A 15,523-nucleotide genomic window follows, 5' to 3' on the forward strand; every position below is an offset into this window, starting at 1 on the left:
CATGTTGCCCTTCTGGATCGCCCTGCAATTTCTCAGCAGCTTGCCGATTCGCTTGCCGGGCATGCCTGAGCCCCGCGAGCTGGGGCGTTCGCTGTTGTTCTATCCCGTGGTGGGGCTGTTGTTCGGCGGTTTGCTGTGGTTGCTCGATGCGCTGTTGGCGGGCGCGCCGGTGATGCTGCATGCCGCGCTGCTACTGATGGCGTGGGTGCTGCTCAGCGGCGGGCTGCACCTGGACGGCCTGGCCGACAGCGCCGATGCCTGGCTCGGCGGTTTCGGCGATCGTGAGCGTACGTTGCTGATAATGAAGGATCCACGCAGCGGGCCGATCGCCGTGGTCACGCTGGTGCTGGTGTTGCTGCTCAAATGGACCGCGCTGGTGGCGCTGATCGAGCAGGAGGATGCGTTGGCCTTGCTCGTTGTGCCGGTGCTGGGGCGTAGCGCCTTGCTGGGGTTGTTCCTCACCACGCCGTATGTGCGTGCCGGTGGGCTGGGCCAAGCGTTGGCCGATCATTTGCCGCGCCGCTCGGGCTGGCAGGTGTTGTGGGCCGGAGCGCTGGGGTGCGTGCTGGTGATGGGATGGGCGGGGCTGTGGACGTTGGCGGTCGCCGTGCTGGTATTTATCGGTTTGCGCCACATCATGCTGCGCAGGCTGCAGGGATGCACCGGCGACACGGCGGGCGCCTTGCTGGAATTGCTGGAAATGGCGGTTCTGGTGGCGTTGGCGTTGAGCTGAATCCCGGCTTGTCAGCGGTCAGGGCCTCATTTAAATTTGCATTCATTTAGTCGCGGGTATATACACGCATCATGCTTCCTTCCCAATGTCTGTGCATCAACCTGCGTCGCGCCGCGCGTGGCGTCAGCAGGTACTACGACGGCGCTCTCGATGGCTTCGGGATCAACGTTGCCCAGTATTCTTTGCTCAATAACCTGGCGCGCCTGGACCAGCCGAGCATTTCGTCCCTGGCCGAGGCCATGGGCCTGGACCGCAGCACCCTAGGGCGCAACCTACGGGTGCTGGAAGGCGAGGGGTTGGTGAAGTTGGCTGAGGGCGACGATTTGCGCAACCGCATCGTTGTGCTCACCGAGGCGGGAAATGCCCGGTTGGCGGCGGCATTGCCGGCCTGGGAAGCGGCACAACAGAAATTGATCGACAAGCTCGGTGCCGAAAAGCGCGCGACCTTGCTCGCCTTGCTGGATGAGTTGGCGTGACGCCGGTTCGTCCGATGATAAGTGGGTATATACCCGCGACCGGAGAATAAGAATGACATCGATGTGGCGTACCTGTGGTTGGGTCCTGGTGGGCAGTGCGTTGATCCTGGCGTTGTCCCTGGGCGTGCGGCATGGCTTCGGGTTGTTCCTGGCGCCGATGAGCGACGAATTCGGCTGGGGCCGGGAGGTGTTTGCCTTCGCCATCGCTTTGCAGAACCTGATCTGGGGCCTGGCGCAGCCTTTCACGGGCGCCCTGGCGGATCGCTTCGGTGCGGCAAAAGTGGTGCTGATCGGTGGTGTCCTGTATGCGGTCGGCCTGGTCTTCATGGGCATGGCCGACTCGTCCTGGTCGCTGTCGTTGAGCGCCGGCCTGTTGATCGGCATCGGCCTGTCCGGCACTTCGTTCTCGGTAATCCTTGGTGTGGTTGGGCGGGCCGTGCCGCCAGAGAAACGCAGCCTGGGCATGGGTATCGCCAGTGCGGCCGGCTCGTTTGGCCAGTTCGCGATGTTGCCGGGCACGCTGGGGCTGATTGGTTGGCTCGGCTGGTCCGCGGCGCTGTTGGCGCTGGGCCTGCTGGTGGCGTTGATCGTGCCCTTGGTCAGTATGCTCAAGGATGCACCGGCACCCCTGAGCGGCAACGAGCAGACCTTGTCCGAAGCGTTGCGCGAGGCGTGCAGTCATTCCGGTTTCTGGCTGTTGGCGGTCGGTTTTTTTGTCTGCGGTTTCCAGGTGGTGTTCATCGGCGTGCATCTGCCGGCCTATCTGGTGGACCAGCACCTGCCGGCCAGCGTCGGCACCACCGTGTTGGCACTGGTCGGTCTGTTCAATATCTTCGGCACCTACACCGCCGGCTGGCTGGGCGGGCGCATGTCCAAGCCGCGCCTGCTGACTGGCCTGTACCTGGTGCGGGCGGTGGTGATCGGCCTGTTCCTGTGGTTGCCAGTGACGACGACCACGGCTTATCTGTTCGGCATGGCGATGGGTTTTCTCTGGTTATCGACGGTGCCATTGACCAACGGGACGGTCGCCACGTTGTTCGGTGTACGAAATCTCTCGATGCTGGGTGGGATCGTGTTCCTGTTCCACCAGTTGGGCTCGTTCCTCGGTGGTTGGCTGGGCGGCGTCGTGTACGACCGCACGGGCAGCTACGACTTGATCTGGCAGGTGTCGATTTTGCTCAGCCTGCTCGCGGCTGCGTTGAACTGGCCGGTGCGTGAGCGCCCGGTTGCCCGCCTGCAAGCCCAGGCGGGTGCGGCATGAGCCGCGTCGGCCCATGGTTGATCGCAGCCGGCGCCGCCGCGCTGCTGGCGGTCGCCTGGTGGGGCTGGCGCCAGGGCGGGTTGGCTTTGATGCAGCTGGGCATGGGCAGCTGCTGACGTGTGGACGGCATCGGGCGCGCGGAGTAACGTCGTGGTCTGACAGGCTTACAAGGAAAATCCGACATGATGCGTTGGTTTGCTGTTCCCACCCTGTTGCTGGCTATGACCGGGCATGTATGGGCGGCTGAATGCCCGTCACTCTTGGAGGGTTCGCTGCCCAAGCTGCGGGCCAAGGAAACCGTCGATTTGTGCCAGCGTTTCGCTGGCAAACCCTTGGTGGTGGTCAACACGGCCAGCTTCTGTGGGTTCGCTCCACAATTCAAAGGGCTCGAGGCGCTTAATCAGCGCTATAAAAGTGAAGGGTTGGAAGTGCTGGGCGTGCCGTCCAACGACTTCAAGCAGGAATCCAAGGACGGCGCGGAGACCGCCAAGGTTTGCTACGTCAACTATGGCGTGACCTTTACCATGACCGAACCGCAACCGGTACGGGGCGCGGATGCCATTCCCTTGTTCAAGCACCTGGCCGAACAGTCCAGCGCGCCGAAATGGAATTTCTACAAATACGTCGTGGATCGCCAGGGCAAGGTGGTTGGCAGCTTTTCCAGTCGGATAAAACCCGACGATCCTGATTTCATCAAGGCGGTGGAGACGGCTATCGCTTCCAAACCCTGATCCTCAACCACGAAAAAGCCCCGCTTTCTTTACAGAGAGCGGGGCTTTTTTTTTGCTTCAGGTGGCGACCGGCTGTTTATGCCTGCTCGCCGTGGATCATCAGAAGCGGTAGGTTGCGCCGACGCCGAAGCCGTTGGCGCTGTTTTCGTATTCAGCGTTGTAGGCCTGGCCCAGGGCGTTGGCTCTGTTGACGTTGACTTTTTCTTCCTTGAGATAGGAATAGGCCACGTCGATGGTCAGGTCGTCGGTTGGGCTCCAGCCGGCACCCAGGCTGAAGATGGTCCGGTCGCCGGTAGGAATGCGAGGCGAACGGTCGGCGTTGTTGGTCGGCGACTGGTCGAAGGACAGGCCGGTGCGCAGTACCCATTGCTTGTTCAACTGGTAGGAGGTACCGATGGCGTAGGCCCAGGTGTCGTGCCAGTTCTGTTCTTCGGTGATGGTGCCGAAGAGGGTTGGGTTCAATGCGCCGCCGCCGGTGATGTCGTTGTTCACGGTGATGTCTTTCAGGCGGCTCCAGCGAGTCCAGGTGCTACCGGCATAGACAGTCCAGGCATCGTTGATTTCCTGGGTTACCGAGAAGTCCACGGACTCAGGGGTCGTGATGTCCAGCGATGCGTCGTATCGGTCACCGCTCAACAGGAAGCCTGGCGTACCAGCACCCGGGCTCACTTCGGTGTGGCCCTCAAGCTTGTATTTGACCTTCGAGTGGTAAGTCAGGCCGACACGGGTGGTGTCAGTGGCTTGCACCAGCAAACCGATGTTGTAGCCGTAGCCAATATCGTCGCCCTTGATCTGGACGTTGCCATCATTAGGCGAGAATGGCGTGGTCAACGCCGACTCCAGCGAGCCCGAAATCCGGTTGATAGTCGGGCCAAAACCGATCGACACCTTGTCATTGAAGGCGTAGCTGATGGTTGGCTGGAAGGTCACGACCTTCACTTCGCTCTTGCTGCCGAAATTGCGGCCCTGGAAGCTGCTTTCGTAGTCGGTGATCAGGCCGAAGGGGGCATAGACGCCCAGGCCGAATGCCCATTGATCGTCGATTGGCTTGACGTAGTAGCCCATCGGAACGCCGGTGAACGGGACCATGTCGCCATCGTTCGTACCGGACTGGGTGCCGCTGGCATCGTTGATGTCGGTGGATGCGTCGATGACGGCGAAGCCGCCGGTGACTTGTTGGCGCTTGAGGCGCGACATGCCGGCAGGGTTGCCAAACACAGTGCTCGCATCATCGGCAGAAGAAGAACGACCCGCGAAGCCAGTGCCCATGCCACTGATGCTTTGTTCGTTCAAGGCAAAGCCACTGGCGAAAATTTGGGTGGATGCCAAGGTAACGGCAAGGCCAAGGGTGGTTTTGAGCATCATTTTTTTCATTGTTAGAACTCCAGGTGATCACCGGGGCGAAAATTACCAACATTTTTGCCCAAGCGCTATAGCTTGTATGGCTTGATTTAGAGGGGTTTTGTAGGACAATCCGACCAAAATCGTCGCAGTTGTAGGAAGTTTCCTTTTTTCCATTCAGCAAGCGACCTGGTTCAAGGGTGAAACACAGTTTTGCCACGCGCAGGTGAAGTCCCGCAGGCGACCAGTGGGATGAAAAACCTGGCGCCAGATGCGGGCCATGGCCAGCAAATCGTTTGAATCGGGAAGCGGGGTGGCGTGTTCCTCCACCAGCAACCAAGCGATGGCCGTGGCGTAGCGCAAATTGACGGTCAATTCCTGATGAGGGCCGCTCAGGAAAGCATGCTGGCTCGCCAGGCCCCGCACCAGGCTGGCTCGTTCCGGATCCAACGCCAGATAATCGTCCCACAGGGCTTGATGGCGCGGTTCAGTGATGCGGTACAAGCCGTGCCCACGACGATCGTGCAACGCGGCGCCCAGGCCTGATTGACTGGCGGCGATCCCCAGCAACAGGTTTTCCGCCGTTGTGCTGTGGCTCCCCAGGTAAAGGAGCGTCGGGCGGATCACATAACGACACAGTTCGCTGGCAGCGATACCCATAAAATCCTCGAAACGGGAAATGGGCGGAGCCTGACGGTGTGGGCTTGGCAGCGGGTGGATCGGATCAGGCTCCGCCGAAGCGGATCATGCCGCTCGAGTTGAAGTGTAGTGTCATATCTGCGCTGTAAAGGCCTGTTTTTAAACCATGTTCATCGAACGGTTATGACCGTTATAGCTGTTTGTGCTTAAGCCGTTGCGCTTTATCGAGAAATGCCGGGCAATAAAAAGCCCCGCGTTTTGGGCGGGGCCTTGGATGCTTCAGTGTCCTGGCGTGTCAGGCAACGAGTGCCTGACGGGTACGCTCGATGACCGCCTGCAGCGGTTCTGCGCTGGAGTACTGGTCGGGATACAAGCGTTCGCTGTGACGGGCGATGCCGTGTTCGTTGACCAGCGTGAAGCTGAAGCAGCCTTTGCGAGCGGCCATGATCAGGCAGTTCATTGGAGCAAAGGCGTTGGTTAGGGTGCGGATGGCATCCTGTGTCTGGATTTGATTAGACATGTTATGGGTGTTCCTACAAATGACACGATTAAGAACCGTGCAACGTTAAAACGTTCCAGTAACGTCGACCACTATTGGTCGAACGAAGAACCCGACTGGAACAAAGCAGCCAGTTTGAGCGCTATAAAAGGGCGCGCTTGGGCTGGCAGGTAGGTACTTAGGAGGGCAGGCAACACATCGAGGGCAAAGGTTCTGGGCCCGGGGTGAAGATCCTGATCAATTTGCAGGTTGGTTCGGTCAGAATAATGAGCCTGGCGGCAGCTTCGGATTCGTTCGAAGTGCGCAGCGCGAGCATTACCTGGAAACCATCGAGGGGGGCGGTCTCTTTTTCGGCAGGCTTCCCGTGGGGATAGCTGACCGCTGAGATGTTTCCGACCCGGAATTGACTTTCAGCTTGGTACTAACGCCGCGGATACTATCGAATCAAGCCGCTTTAGGGAAGGCCGTTGGTCAGAAAAATGCCGGTGCTGCCGCTGGGGCGCGAAAGCGCGCAGCGTGTAAAAGTCTGGGATCGGGGCTTTTCCACAGGGTCTTGAGCGCCAGATGCGTCAAAAAAGCGCAGCGATATAACCACTTCAGCTGTTACTTGTACACACTCCTATTGGCCGCTGTCACCGTATTGTCATCTTTGAACAATCCGGGGCGGGTGCCTGTATCCAAAATTTAAGTCAATGAAAAACATCGCTTTTTTTTACTGGTGAAAAAATCGACAGTTTGAGCGCAGGCCCCGTTCCATAGGGCTTGCGGCGAGTTCAGGGTAGGTTGTCCACTGAGTTATCCACAGCTTCTGTGGATTGTCCCAAGCGCTTGCTCTAGAACGGGCGTGCCGGTTTTTTTCGACTTTACCCGTACGAAAAAAGGAGTAGAGTGGCGCGCCTTCCGATCTGTCCCGTAGTGCGTTATGAAGTTTCGCTCAGTATCAAATCCTGTTACCTCCGTACCCTCAGGTGTTACCCCTCCCAAGCGCATATCGATGCGAGTTGCCGAGTGGCTGCTGGACAGCCCGAGCCTGGGAGAGCGTCCCAGCGTCAAGCACCTGGCTGGACGCCTGCTCAAACAACCGGCGCGCGAAGGCGTGGTGGCCGCACAAAGTCGCCTCGGTCAGCTGATGTGCCGCGAATGCGGCAATGCACGGGACCGGCGTATTGGCCAGGACCTGCTGCGCCAGGCCGCGCGGGCCGGCGATCACCGTGCCCGCCAGGCATTGGGCGAGATCGAAGACTGAGCTGGGCAACGCCGGGTTGCTTGGTTAACCTTCGGGCTTTATCTCTTGCGCGGGAATTGTCATGGCGATGGATTTGACCAGCCTGTTGCTTGGCCTGGCAGGCGCTGCGGTGCCGCTGTTGGCATTGGCCTGGCACCTGCAACGCCAGGCAAGCGCGGCACAGACCGAGCTGGCGTTGATGGAAGAACGCCTGGCGACCGCCCACATGGCACACGATGGGTTGAATGCCCAGCTCGATGCCTGCCGCGACGAAATCAGTGACTTGGGCCAGGCCAATGCCGCCAGGCAAGCCGAGCTTGCGGCTGCGTGTCGCGAGGTCGAACTGCTGCAGATCGAGCGTGACAACGCAAGGGACGCGGCGCATGCCTGGAACCTGGAGCGTGCCAATAAGGAAGCTGAATTGCGACGCCTGGATGCCCAGGCTGCTTCGTTGCAGGCCGAATTGCGCGAACAGCAGGAGAGCCATCAGCAGCGCCTGGACGATCTTCAAGGCTCGCGGGACGCATTGCGGGCCCAGTTCGCCGAGCTGGCGGGAAAAATCTTCGACGAGCGTGAACAGCGTTTCGCCGAAACCAGCCAGCAGCGCTTGGGTCAGTTGCTCGACCCACTGAAGGAACGCATCCAGTCCTTTGAAAAACGCGTCGAGGAAAGCTACCAGGCCGAGGCCCGGGAGCGATTTTCCCTGGGCAAGGAACTGGAGCGCCTGCAACAGCTGAACCTGCGCCTGAGCGATGAAGCCACCAACCTGACTCGTGCGCTCAAGGGTCAGAAGACCCAGGGCAACTGGGGCGAGTTGATTCTCGAGCGGGTCCTGGAACATGCCGGCTTGGAGAAGGGCCGCGAATACCAGACCCAGGTCAGTCTCAAGGGGCCGGATGGCGAACGGTTCCAGCCGGACGTATTGATTTATCTGCCCGGCGACAAGCAGGTGGTGGTCGATTCGAAGGTCAGCCTCACGGCCTACCAGCAATATGTGGCGGCCGAAGACAATGCCATCGGCCAGTTGGCTCTCAAGCAGCACGTCGTGTCATTGCGAGCCCACGTCAAAGGCTTGGCCGGCAAGGACTACAAGCGTCTGGACGGTCTGCACAGCCTGGATTTCGTCTTGCTGTTCGTGCCGATCGAAGCGGCATTTTCCGCAGCCTTGCAAGCCGAGCCGAACCTGTTCCAGGAAGCTTTCGACCGCAACATCGTGATCGTCAGCCCGACCACGCTGCTGGCGACGCTGCGGGTGATCGACAGCTTGTGGAAGCAAGAGCGCCAGAGCCAGAACGCCCGGGAAATCGCCGAACGGGCGGGGTGGCTGTATGACAAGTTCGTCCTGTTTATCCAGGACCTGGACGAAATCGGCAGTCGCTTGCAGCAGTTGGACAAAGCCTACAGCGCCGCACGCAATAAGCTGACGGAAGGGCGCGGCAACTTGGTCAGCCGCAGCGAGCAGTTGAAACTGCTCGGCGCCAGGGCGAGCAAGAGCTTGCCTACGGAGTTGCTTGAACGGGCGATGGCGGACGTGGATGGGTTGCCAGAGGAGACCGGCGAAGAAAGCCAGGGTCAGTAGCCTCCAAGGTTTGCACCGGACCCCTGTGGCGAGAGAGCTTGCTCCCTCGCCACAGGGGTTTACTTATGCCCGTATTACAACGGCAAGTGCCGGCTCAACAACGCCCTCAACGCCGCCGGCTTCACCGGCTTGGCCAAGTAATCCAATCCCGCCGCATGCACCTGTGCCACGGTCTCGGGCCGGCCATCGGCACTGATCACCACTCCGGGCACCGGCTCGCCCATGCGCGTGCGCAACCAGGCCATCAGTTCGGTCCCGGTTTCGCCGTCGTCCAGGTGAAAATCCACCAGCGCCAGTTGCGGCCGCCCGCCCTGGGCGAGCCAGCGCTCGCATTCTTCACGATTACGCGCCGTCCATACGCGGCACCCCCAGCGGGTCAGCAGGCTGTTCATGCCGATCAGGATGCTGTCTTCGTTATCGACACACAGCACCTGTGCGCCGCTGGGCAAATGGCCGTTGGCTTCGATCACGACAGTGGGCTCGACGGCTTGGCTACTGGCCAATGGCACGCTGACGCTGAACACGCTGCCGCGCCCTGGCCAGGAACGCACGCGCAAGGTATGGCCGAGCACGCGACACAGTCCATCGGCAATTGCCAGGCCGAGGCCGAGCCCTTTTTCGGCCCGGGTCTGATGGCTGTCCAGGCGTTTGAATTCTTCGAAGATGACCTGCAGCTTGTCTTCGGCGATCCCCGGCCCGCGGTCCCAGACCTCCAGACACAGCTCGCCGTTGCCCCGGCGCACGCCTAGCAGCACCGGGCCCTTGGCGTAGCGGAAGGCATTGGTGAGGAAGTTCTGCAGCACGCGGCGCAGCAGCTTGATGTCGCTGTCGATCCGCAGCCGCGAGCCGCGAACCCGGAATTTCAAGCCTTGCTCTCGAGCCAGCACGGTGAACTCGGCGCCGAGGGTATCGAATAGATCATTGAGGACAAACGGCTTGCGGTCGGGGTTGATCTTGCCGTTTTCCAATCGGGAGATGTCCAGCAGGTCCGTGATCAAGTCCTCGGCCGAGCGCAACGAGCTGTCCAGATGTTGCACCAACTGCCGGGCTTCGCTCGGCAAGCCGTCGTGCTGATGGGAAAGCGCGGCGGAGAACAGGCGCGCGGCGTTGAGAGGCTGCATCAAGTCATGGCTGACAGCGGCCAGAAAGCGGGTCTTGGACTGGTACGCGGCTTCGGCCGTGCTCTTGGCTTCGGTCAGCGCGAGGTTGAGTTGCGACAGTTCGCGGGTGCGTTCGGCCACCCGCTGTTCCAGCCCTTCGTTGGCTTCGGTCAAGGCCTGTTCGGCTTCGCGGTAAGCAGTGATGTCCGTGAAACTCATGACGAAACCGCCGCCGGGCATCGGGTTGCCGATCAGCTCGATCACACGGCCGTTGGGGAACAGGCGTTCCGAGGTGTGCGCGCGGCCCTGGCGCATCCAGTGCAGGCGCCGGGCGACATGGACTTCGGCCTCGCCCGGGCCACAAAGGCCGCGCTCGGCGTTGTAACGGATGATGTCGGCGATCGGCCGACCGACGCTGATCAAGCCGTCGGGGTAGTTGAACAGTTCCAGGTATCGACGGTTCCAGGCCACCAGCCTGAGGGACTGGTCGACCACGCTGATGCCCTGGGTGATGTTTTCGATGGCGCCTTGCAGCAGCGCTCGGTTGAATTGCAGCACTTCGGACGCTTCGTCGGCGATCCGCACGACGTCTTCCAGTTGCATCTCGCGGCCTTCGATGGCCGCTTTCACCACGGCTCGCGTCGACGACGCGCCGAGTACACCGGCCAGCAGCCGCTCGGTATGGGCGATCCATTCGCTGTCGGCGTTCTGGCTCGGGTTGAAGCCTTTGCCTTGGCGATAGGCAAAGCGAATGAAGCTCTGGCGCGCCCGTTCTTCGCCGACGAAGCGGGCCGCCAGCTGCAACAGATCCTCGATCTGGACCGCCAGCATCGAGCGAGGATTGGGTCGGGCGCTGATCTCCTGACCGATGAAGCGTCCAGCCTGCCAATGCTCCGACACACGTGTGCGCGACAGGACCGAAACCCAGGCGAACAATATGAAATTGCCCGCCAGGGACAGGACGACACCTTGGGTAAGCGGCGTGATCGGCAAATCCAGCGGATTGCCATGCAGCCAGGCCAGGCCGGGGAAGCTGCTCAGTGACCAGCCCAGGCTATGGGCGGCGATCGGCAGCACCAGCGTGTAGAACCACAGGAATATGCCCATGGCGAGGCCGGCGAACACGCCGCGTCGATTCGCCTGTTTCCAGTACAGCGCGCCGATCATGGCGGGTGCCAGTTGCGTCACGGCGGCGAAGGCGATCTGGCCGATGGTGGCCAGGCTCGCGGTCGAACCCAGCAGCCGGTAGCTGACATAAGCCAATAGGAGAATCGCAACGATGCTCACCCGGCGTACCGACAGCATCCATTGGCGGAACACTTCGAAAGGCCGCTCGGCGTTGTTGCGGCGCAATAGCCATGGCAGCAGCATGTCGTTGGAGACCATGGTCGACAGGGCGACACTCGCCACGATGACCATGCCGGTGGCGGCCGAGGCGCCGCCGATGAATGCCAGCACCGCCAGCGCCGGATGGGCCTGGGCGAGTGGCAGGCTGATGACGAACGAATCCGGCAGTACCGAGCTGGGCAACATCATTTGCCCGGCGAGGGCGATCGGCACCACGAACAGGGCGGCCAGGGCCAGGTAGGCGGGGAACACCCATTTGGCCAGGCGCAGGTCCTGGGGTTCGATGTTCTCCACCACGGTGACGTGGAACTGCCGTGGCAGGCAGATGATCGCCATCATCGCCACGCCGGTTTGCACCACCATGGACGGCCAGTTGATGGTCTCCTTCCAATACTGCTCCAACCGTGGCGCGAGCATCGCCTGGTTGAACAGGTCGTCGAAGCCGTCATAAAGGCCAAACGTGACGAACGCGCCAACCGCCAGGAAGGCGAACAGCTTGACCAGCGATTCAAAGGCAATCGCCAACACCATGCCGCGGTGGTGCTCGGTGGCGTCGAGGTTGCGAGTGCCGAAGACGATGGTGAACAGCGCCAGGATCAGCGAGACGATCAACGCAGTATCCTGCGCTCGGGTGCCCATGGCGTCGGCACCGGCGCCGATCAACAGGTTCACGCCGAGCACGATGCCCTTTAGCTGCAAGGCAATGTAAGGCAGCACGCCGACCAGGCAGATCAGGGCGACCACCACTGCCAGTGATTGTGATTTGCCGTAGCGGGCGGCGATGAAGTCGGCGATGGAGGTGATGTTCTCCTGCTTGCTGATCATCACCATCTTCTGCAAGACCCACGGCGCCAGTACCAGCAGCAGGATCGGCCCGAGGTAGATCGGCAGGAATGACCAGAGCTGTTCGGCGGCCTGGCCCACGGCGCCGAAAAACGTCCAGCTGGTGCAATACACCGCCAGCGACAGGCTGTAGACCCACGCGCGCACACGTGGTGGCAGCGGTGTGCTGCGTCGGTCGCCGTAAAAGGCGATGGCAAACATGATGGCCATATAGGCCAGGGCGACAACGGCGATCAGCCCGCTGGACAGCGACATGGAAACTCCCAGACAAATACGCCCGGGCTTGGGCCCGGCAAGACAGTCTCGCACGCCCGCTCGGGTTCGTCAGTGTCGACCAAGGTCGAGGCGTGGCGGGGTGTCGCGGGTGGGATTTTTTTATGCAGCGATGTTGCCGGCCTCATCGCGAGCAAGCTCGCTCCCACAATGGCTATTTATCGAATACAAGATTTGTGGCACACCGAAATCCAATGTGGGAGCGAGCTTGCTCGCGATGGCATTTTCACTGATCCAACGCCATATCCACCAACCGATACAGCTCCTCGACCTCCAGCGGCGCAGTGGCGAAGAGGATGCGAAACACCGTCGGCGCCACGATCACGTTCACCAACCGCTCGATCCCGGGATTCGGCTCGTCGGGATAACGATCCAGGATGATCTGCAACTGGCCGCTGATAATGCCCACGCAATACCCCGGCGTGGCGCAAGCCTGGATGTCACGCATCATATTGCGGCCAGGTTCTGAACTCATCTCGTCGAGGTATTGCTCGGCCCAGGCGCGCAGGTCGCCGCGCAGGCTGCCGGTGTTGGCTGGCTCGCTGTCCGGGCGCATGCGCGCGATGGCAACGTCGGCCAACAGCGCCGGCAGATCGCCCCAGCGTCGGTAGATGGTGGACGGCGTGACCCCGGCGCGCGCGGCGATCTGCGGCACGGTCAAGGTGGCGCGGTCCTGCTCCTGGAGCAGGGCGCGTACCGCCGAGTGAATCGACTCCTGAACCCGGGCACTTCTTCCGCCGGGGCGTAAACCTTCTTTAATAGCCATGCATCGGACCTTAACACAAAGAATTTGCTTTAAGCGCATGCCGGTAGCACACTCCGCAAAAGCAAAAAATTAGCTTTTATGAATCTCCTCGTGGAGCGTGCCCATGTCTCGTCCAGCTTCGACCCGCGCCAGTCTCATCTTCCTGGCGATCACCTTGCTCGGTTTTCTGGCGGCCTCCAGCGCGCCGACGCCGTTGTACCACCTCTACCAGGAACATCTGCAGTTCTCTTCGGCGATCCTCACGCTGATCTTCGGTGTGTATGCGTTCAGTCTGTTGGCGGCCTTGCTGGTCGTCGGCTCGTTGTCCGATTACCTCGGTCGCAGACCGGTGATCTTCGCGGCATTATTGCTCAACATGCTAGCGATGCTGCTATTCATCAATGCCGACAGTGTGGGCTGGTTGATGGGCGCGCGACTGATACAAGGCTTCGCCACCGGCATGGCCACCAGTGTGCTGGGCGCCGCGTTGCTCGACTTCGATCGCCAGCAAGGCCCCCTAGTCACCAGCGTTGCGCCCCTGCTGGGCATGGCGTGTGGCGCGATGGGGTGTGGCCTGCTGGCAGAATTTGCGCCGATGCCGTTGCAACTGACTTATTGGCTGCTGCTGGCGTTGTTTCTGGTCCAGGCGGTTTATCTCTGGCGCCTGGCCGAAAGCGTTAGCCCGCAGCCCGGGGCCTGGCGGTCGTTGCGCCCCACCTTGCATGTGCCGGTCCAGGCCCGGCGCGCGTTGTGGCTGATCCTGCCGCTGGACCTGGCGGCCTGGGCGGTCGGTGGTTTCTATCTGTCCCTGGCGCCGTCCCTGGTTCGCGCCGCCACCGGTTCGACATCGAACCTGATCGGCGGCTCGCTGGTGGCCGTGCTGACACTCAGCGGCGCATTGTCGATCTACATGTTGCGTAACCGCGCCGCGCAAATGATGCTGCGTCTTGGCGCGACGCTGCTGGTGCTTGGCCTGGCCCTGGTGTTGATTGCCGTACACGCGGCCAGCCTGCCGTTGTTTTTCATCGGCACGCTGGTGACCGGCAGCGGTTTCGGCGCGGGATTCATCGGCGCGCTGCGCAGCATCATGCCCTTGGCCTTGCCCCACGAGCGGGCTGGCTTGATGTCGGCGTTCTATGTGCTCAGCTATCTGGCCTTCAGCCTGCCATCGTTGCTGGCGGGGAATCTGACCCGTATTTTCGGCCTGATTCCGACCACGGACGGCTACGGCGCGGTGTTGATTGTCATGGCCGCCGGCGCGCTGGTGGGTTTGTTGCGTGAACCCGCACGGCCGCTGGCGGACGGGCTTCGGCCCTGATTGGTTATCTATAGAACAGAATAGATATAGAGAAATTACCCGTTATATAGATATTCGATCCGGTTCTAGCATAGCTCCACCTCATCCGAGGAGAGGAGTGATCATGACCTGCTTTGCTGAAAACCGTTTTCGACCGCTGAGCCATTTGCCGGGGCCATTGGAAGTCGTCCGCCAATTCACGCCGAACTGGTTTGCCGCGACCATGGGCACCGGTGTGCTGGCGTTGGCCCTGGCGCAACTGCCTGGGGCCAACCCTGGCGTATATGCGATTGCGCAAGGATTGTGGCTGTTCAATATCGTCCTGTTTGCCCTGTTCACCGGGCTCTACACTGCTCGCTGGGTGCTGTTCTTCGACGAGGCCCGACGGATTTTCGGGCATTCAACCGTGTCGATGTTCTTCGGCACGATCCCGATGGGGCTGGCAACGATCATCAACGGTTTCCTGGTGTTCGGCGTACCGCGCTGGGGCGAGGGCGTGTTGTCGCTGGTCGAGGCGTTGTGGTGGACTGACGTGGCGATGTCGCTGGCCTGCGGTGTGCTGATTCCGTTCCTGATGTTCACCCGCCAGGAACACCGCATCGACCAGATGACCGCCGTGTGGCTGTTGCCCGTGGTGGCCGCCGAAGTCGCCGCCGTCAGCGGTGGCCTGCTGGCGCCGCACCTGGCTGACGTGCATTCGCAACTGATCATATTGGTCACCAGCTACATACTCTGGGCATTTTCCCTACCGGTGGCGTTCAGCATTCTGACCATCCTGGTGTTGCGCATGGCCTTGCACAAACTGCCCCACGAGAACATGGCCGCTTCGAGCTGGCTGGCCCTCGGCCCCATCGGCACCGGCGCACTGGGCATGTTGGTGCTGGGCGGCGATGCGCCGGTGATCCTTGCCGCCAATGGCCTGCCGGGCGTGGGCGAGGTTGCATCGGGCCTGGGGTTGGTCGCCGGTATCACCCTGTGGGGCTTCGGATTCTGGTGGATGTTGATGGCGCTATTGATCACCGCGCGCTATTTGCGTGAAGGCATCCCGTTCAACCTCGGCTGGTGGGGCTTCACCTTTCCCTTGGGCGTGTATGCGCTGACGACGCTGAAGCTGGCAAGCCTTCTGGACCTGGATTTCTTCAGCGTGTTCGGCTGCGGGCTGGTGGCGCTGCTGGTGGTGATGTGGCTGATCGTCAGCTGGCGCACGCTGGTCGGCGCCTGGCATGGCGAGTTGTTTGTGTCGCCGTGCCTAGTGTCCTGTACCTCAAATACTGCTCCTTCTTGACTGCGTCTGTTGTCGTCATGCAGCGTTGCTGCTCCTTGCCATAACGGGCTATGACTCGTTGCTGCGCCTTGCCTGACGACAACAGCCACTCGCCAAAAAGAAACGTATTTGCGAAACAGGACACTCTCAGTGCTGGGGAAATAATCGCC

13 protein-coding genes are annotated in these 15,523 nt (G+C 61.1%); 8 read left to right on the forward strand and 5 right to left on the reverse strand.

Features of this window, described 5'->3' with window-relative positions; genetic code table 11:
• Position 1 precedes the first annotated feature (1 nt).
• From J3P76_RS06960 to J3P76_RS06975, 4 genes are all read left to right on the forward strand, one after another.
• Positions 2-733, forward strand: a complete 732-nt coding sequence (locus J3P76_RS06960) for an adenosylcobinamide-GDP ribazoletransferase (RefSeq protein ID WP_434607264.1) — start codon at positions 2-4, stop codon at positions 731-733.
• A gap of 71 nt (positions 734-804) precedes the next feature.
• Positions 805-1,209 (forward strand): MarR family winged helix-turn-helix transcriptional regulator, encoded by a 405-nt coding sequence (locus J3P76_RS06965; protein WP_030142382.1) that lies wholly within the window; start codon positions 805-807, stop codon positions 1,207-1,209.
• A gap of 52 nt (positions 1,210-1,261) precedes the next feature.
• On the forward strand, positions 1,262-2,470 hold the full coding sequence (locus J3P76_RS06970) for an MFS transporter (protein ID WP_434701688.1): 1,209 nt from the start codon (positions 1,262-1,264) through the stop codon (positions 2,468-2,470).
• A 182-nt stretch (positions 2,471-2,652) separates the two neighbouring features.
• A complete protein-coding gene (locus tag J3P76_RS06975) occupies positions 2,653-3,201 on the forward strand; it encodes a glutathione peroxidase (RefSeq protein ID WP_420767432.1) in 549 nt (182 codons plus the stop codon).
• Between the two features lie 99 nt (positions 3,202-3,300).
• On the opposite strand, the gene J3P76_RS06980 is transcribed toward J3P76_RS06975, so the two are convergent.
• From J3P76_RS06980 to J3P76_RS06990, 3 genes are all read right to left on the reverse strand, one after another.
• Entirely contained in the window at positions 3,301-4,575 is a 1,275-nt protein-coding gene (locus J3P76_RS06980) for an OmpP1/FadL family transporter (protein ID WP_434560167.1), read from the reverse strand.
• Positions 4,576-4,719: 144 nt separating this feature from the next.
• On the reverse strand, positions 4,720-5,202 hold the full coding sequence (locus J3P76_RS06985) for a hypothetical protein (RefSeq protein ID WP_420767882.1): 483 nt from the start codon (positions 5,200-5,202) through the stop codon (positions 4,720-4,722).
• Positions 5,203-5,476: 274 nt separating this feature from the next.
• A complete protein-coding gene (locus J3P76_RS06990) occupies positions 5,477-5,701 on the reverse strand; it encodes a hypothetical protein (protein ID WP_249875763.1) in 225 nt (74 codons plus the stop codon).
• Positions 5,702-6,602: 901 nt separating this feature from the next.
• On the opposite strand from J3P76_RS06990, the gene J3P76_RS06995 reads away from it, so the two are divergent.
• Positions 6,603-6,926, forward strand: coding sequence for a hypothetical protein (locus J3P76_RS06995; RefSeq protein WP_080942569.1), 324 nt, complete (start codon positions 6,603-6,605; stop codon positions 6,924-6,926).
• Between the two features lie 175 nt (positions 6,927-7,101).
• The gene (gene rmuC / locus J3P76_RS07000; protein ID WP_434611644.1) at positions 7,102-8,484 is read left to right on the forward strand and encodes a DNA recombination protein RmuC; all 1,383 of its coding nucleotides are present in this window, start codon (positions 7,102-7,104) and stop codon (positions 8,482-8,484) included.
• Between the two features lie 74 nt (positions 8,485-8,558).
• Here the strand turns inward: rmuC and J3P76_RS07005 are convergent, their stop codons facing one another.
• Together J3P76_RS07005 and J3P76_RS07010 are read right to left on the reverse strand one after the other, a co-directional pair.
• A complete protein-coding gene (locus J3P76_RS07005; RefSeq protein WP_434607257.1) occupies positions 8,559-12,029 on the reverse strand; it encodes a hybrid sensor histidine kinase/response regulator in 3,471 nt (1,156 codons plus the stop codon).
• A 244-nt stretch (positions 12,030-12,273) separates the two neighbouring features.
• Positions 12,274-12,813: a TetR/AcrR family transcriptional regulator gene (locus J3P76_RS07010; protein ID WP_420767880.1), complete on the reverse strand. Its 540-nt coding sequence runs from the start codon at positions 12,811-12,813 to the stop codon at positions 12,274-12,276.
• Between the two features lie 103 nt (positions 12,814-12,916).
• Between J3P76_RS07010 and J3P76_RS07015 the strand changes: the two genes are divergently transcribed.
• Both J3P76_RS07015 and J3P76_RS07020 read left to right on the forward strand, forming a co-directional pair.
• The gene (locus J3P76_RS07015; protein ID WP_434701689.1) at positions 12,917-14,110 is read left to right on the forward strand and encodes an MFS transporter; all 1,194 of its coding nucleotides are present in this window, start codon (positions 12,917-12,919) and stop codon (positions 14,108-14,110) included.
• A 103-nt stretch (positions 14,111-14,213) separates the two neighbouring features.
• Positions 14,214-15,374, forward strand: a complete 1,161-nt coding sequence (locus tag J3P76_RS07020; RefSeq protein ID WP_434701690.1) for a TDT family transporter — start codon at positions 14,214-14,216, stop codon at positions 15,372-15,374.
• The last annotated feature ends 149 nt before the right edge of the window (positions 15,375-15,523 follow it).

The sequence above is a fragment of the Pseudomonas sp. D1-36 genome (genome assembly GCF_051132205.1).
GTDB lineage: Bacteria > Pseudomonadota > Gammaproteobacteria > Pseudomonadales > Pseudomonadaceae > Aquipseudomonas.

Coding starts and splice junctions, on each gene's coding strand:
- J3P76_RS06960 (WP_434607264.1), top strand. CDS start 2: ATGTTGCCCTTCTGGATCGCCCTGCAATTTCTCAGCAGCTTGCCGATT.
- J3P76_RS06965 (WP_030142382.1), top strand. CDS start 805: ATGCTTCCTTCCCAATGTCTGTGCATCAACCTGCGTCGCGCCGCGCGT.
- J3P76_RS06970 (WP_434701688.1), top strand. CDS start 1,262: ATGACATCGATGTGGCGTACCTGTGGTTGGGTCCTGGTGGGCAGTGCG.
- J3P76_RS06975 (WP_420767432.1), top strand. CDS start 2,653: ATGATGCGTTGGTTTGCTGTTCCCACCCTGTTGCTGGCTATGACCGGG.
- J3P76_RS06980 (WP_434560167.1), bottom strand. CDS start 4,575: ATGAAAAAAATGATGCTCAAAACCACCCTTGGCCTTGCCGTTACCTTG.
- J3P76_RS06985 (WP_420767882.1), bottom strand. CDS start 5,202: ATGGGTATCGCTGCCAGCGAACTGTGTCGTTATGTGATCCGCCCGACG.
- J3P76_RS06990 (WP_249875763.1), bottom strand. CDS start 5,701: ATGTCTAATCAAATCCAGACACAGGATGCCATCCGCACCCTAACCAAC.
- J3P76_RS06995 (WP_080942569.1), top strand. CDS start 6,603: ATGAAGTTTCGCTCAGTATCAAATCCTGTTACCTCCGTACCCTCAGGT.
- J3P76_RS07005 (WP_434607257.1), bottom strand. CDS start 12,029: ATGTCGCTGTCCAGCGGGCTGATCGCCGTTGTCGCCCTGGCCTATATG.
- J3P76_RS07010 (WP_420767880.1), bottom strand. CDS start 12,813: ATGGCTATTAAAGAAGGTTTACGCCCCGGCGGAAGAAGTGCCCGGGTT.
- J3P76_RS07015 (WP_434701689.1), top strand. CDS start 12,917: ATGTCTCGTCCAGCTTCGACCCGCGCCAGTCTCATCTTCCTGGCGATC.
- J3P76_RS07020 (WP_434701690.1), top strand. CDS start 14,214: ATGACCTGCTTTGCTGAAAACCGTTTTCGACCGCTGAGCCATTTGCCG.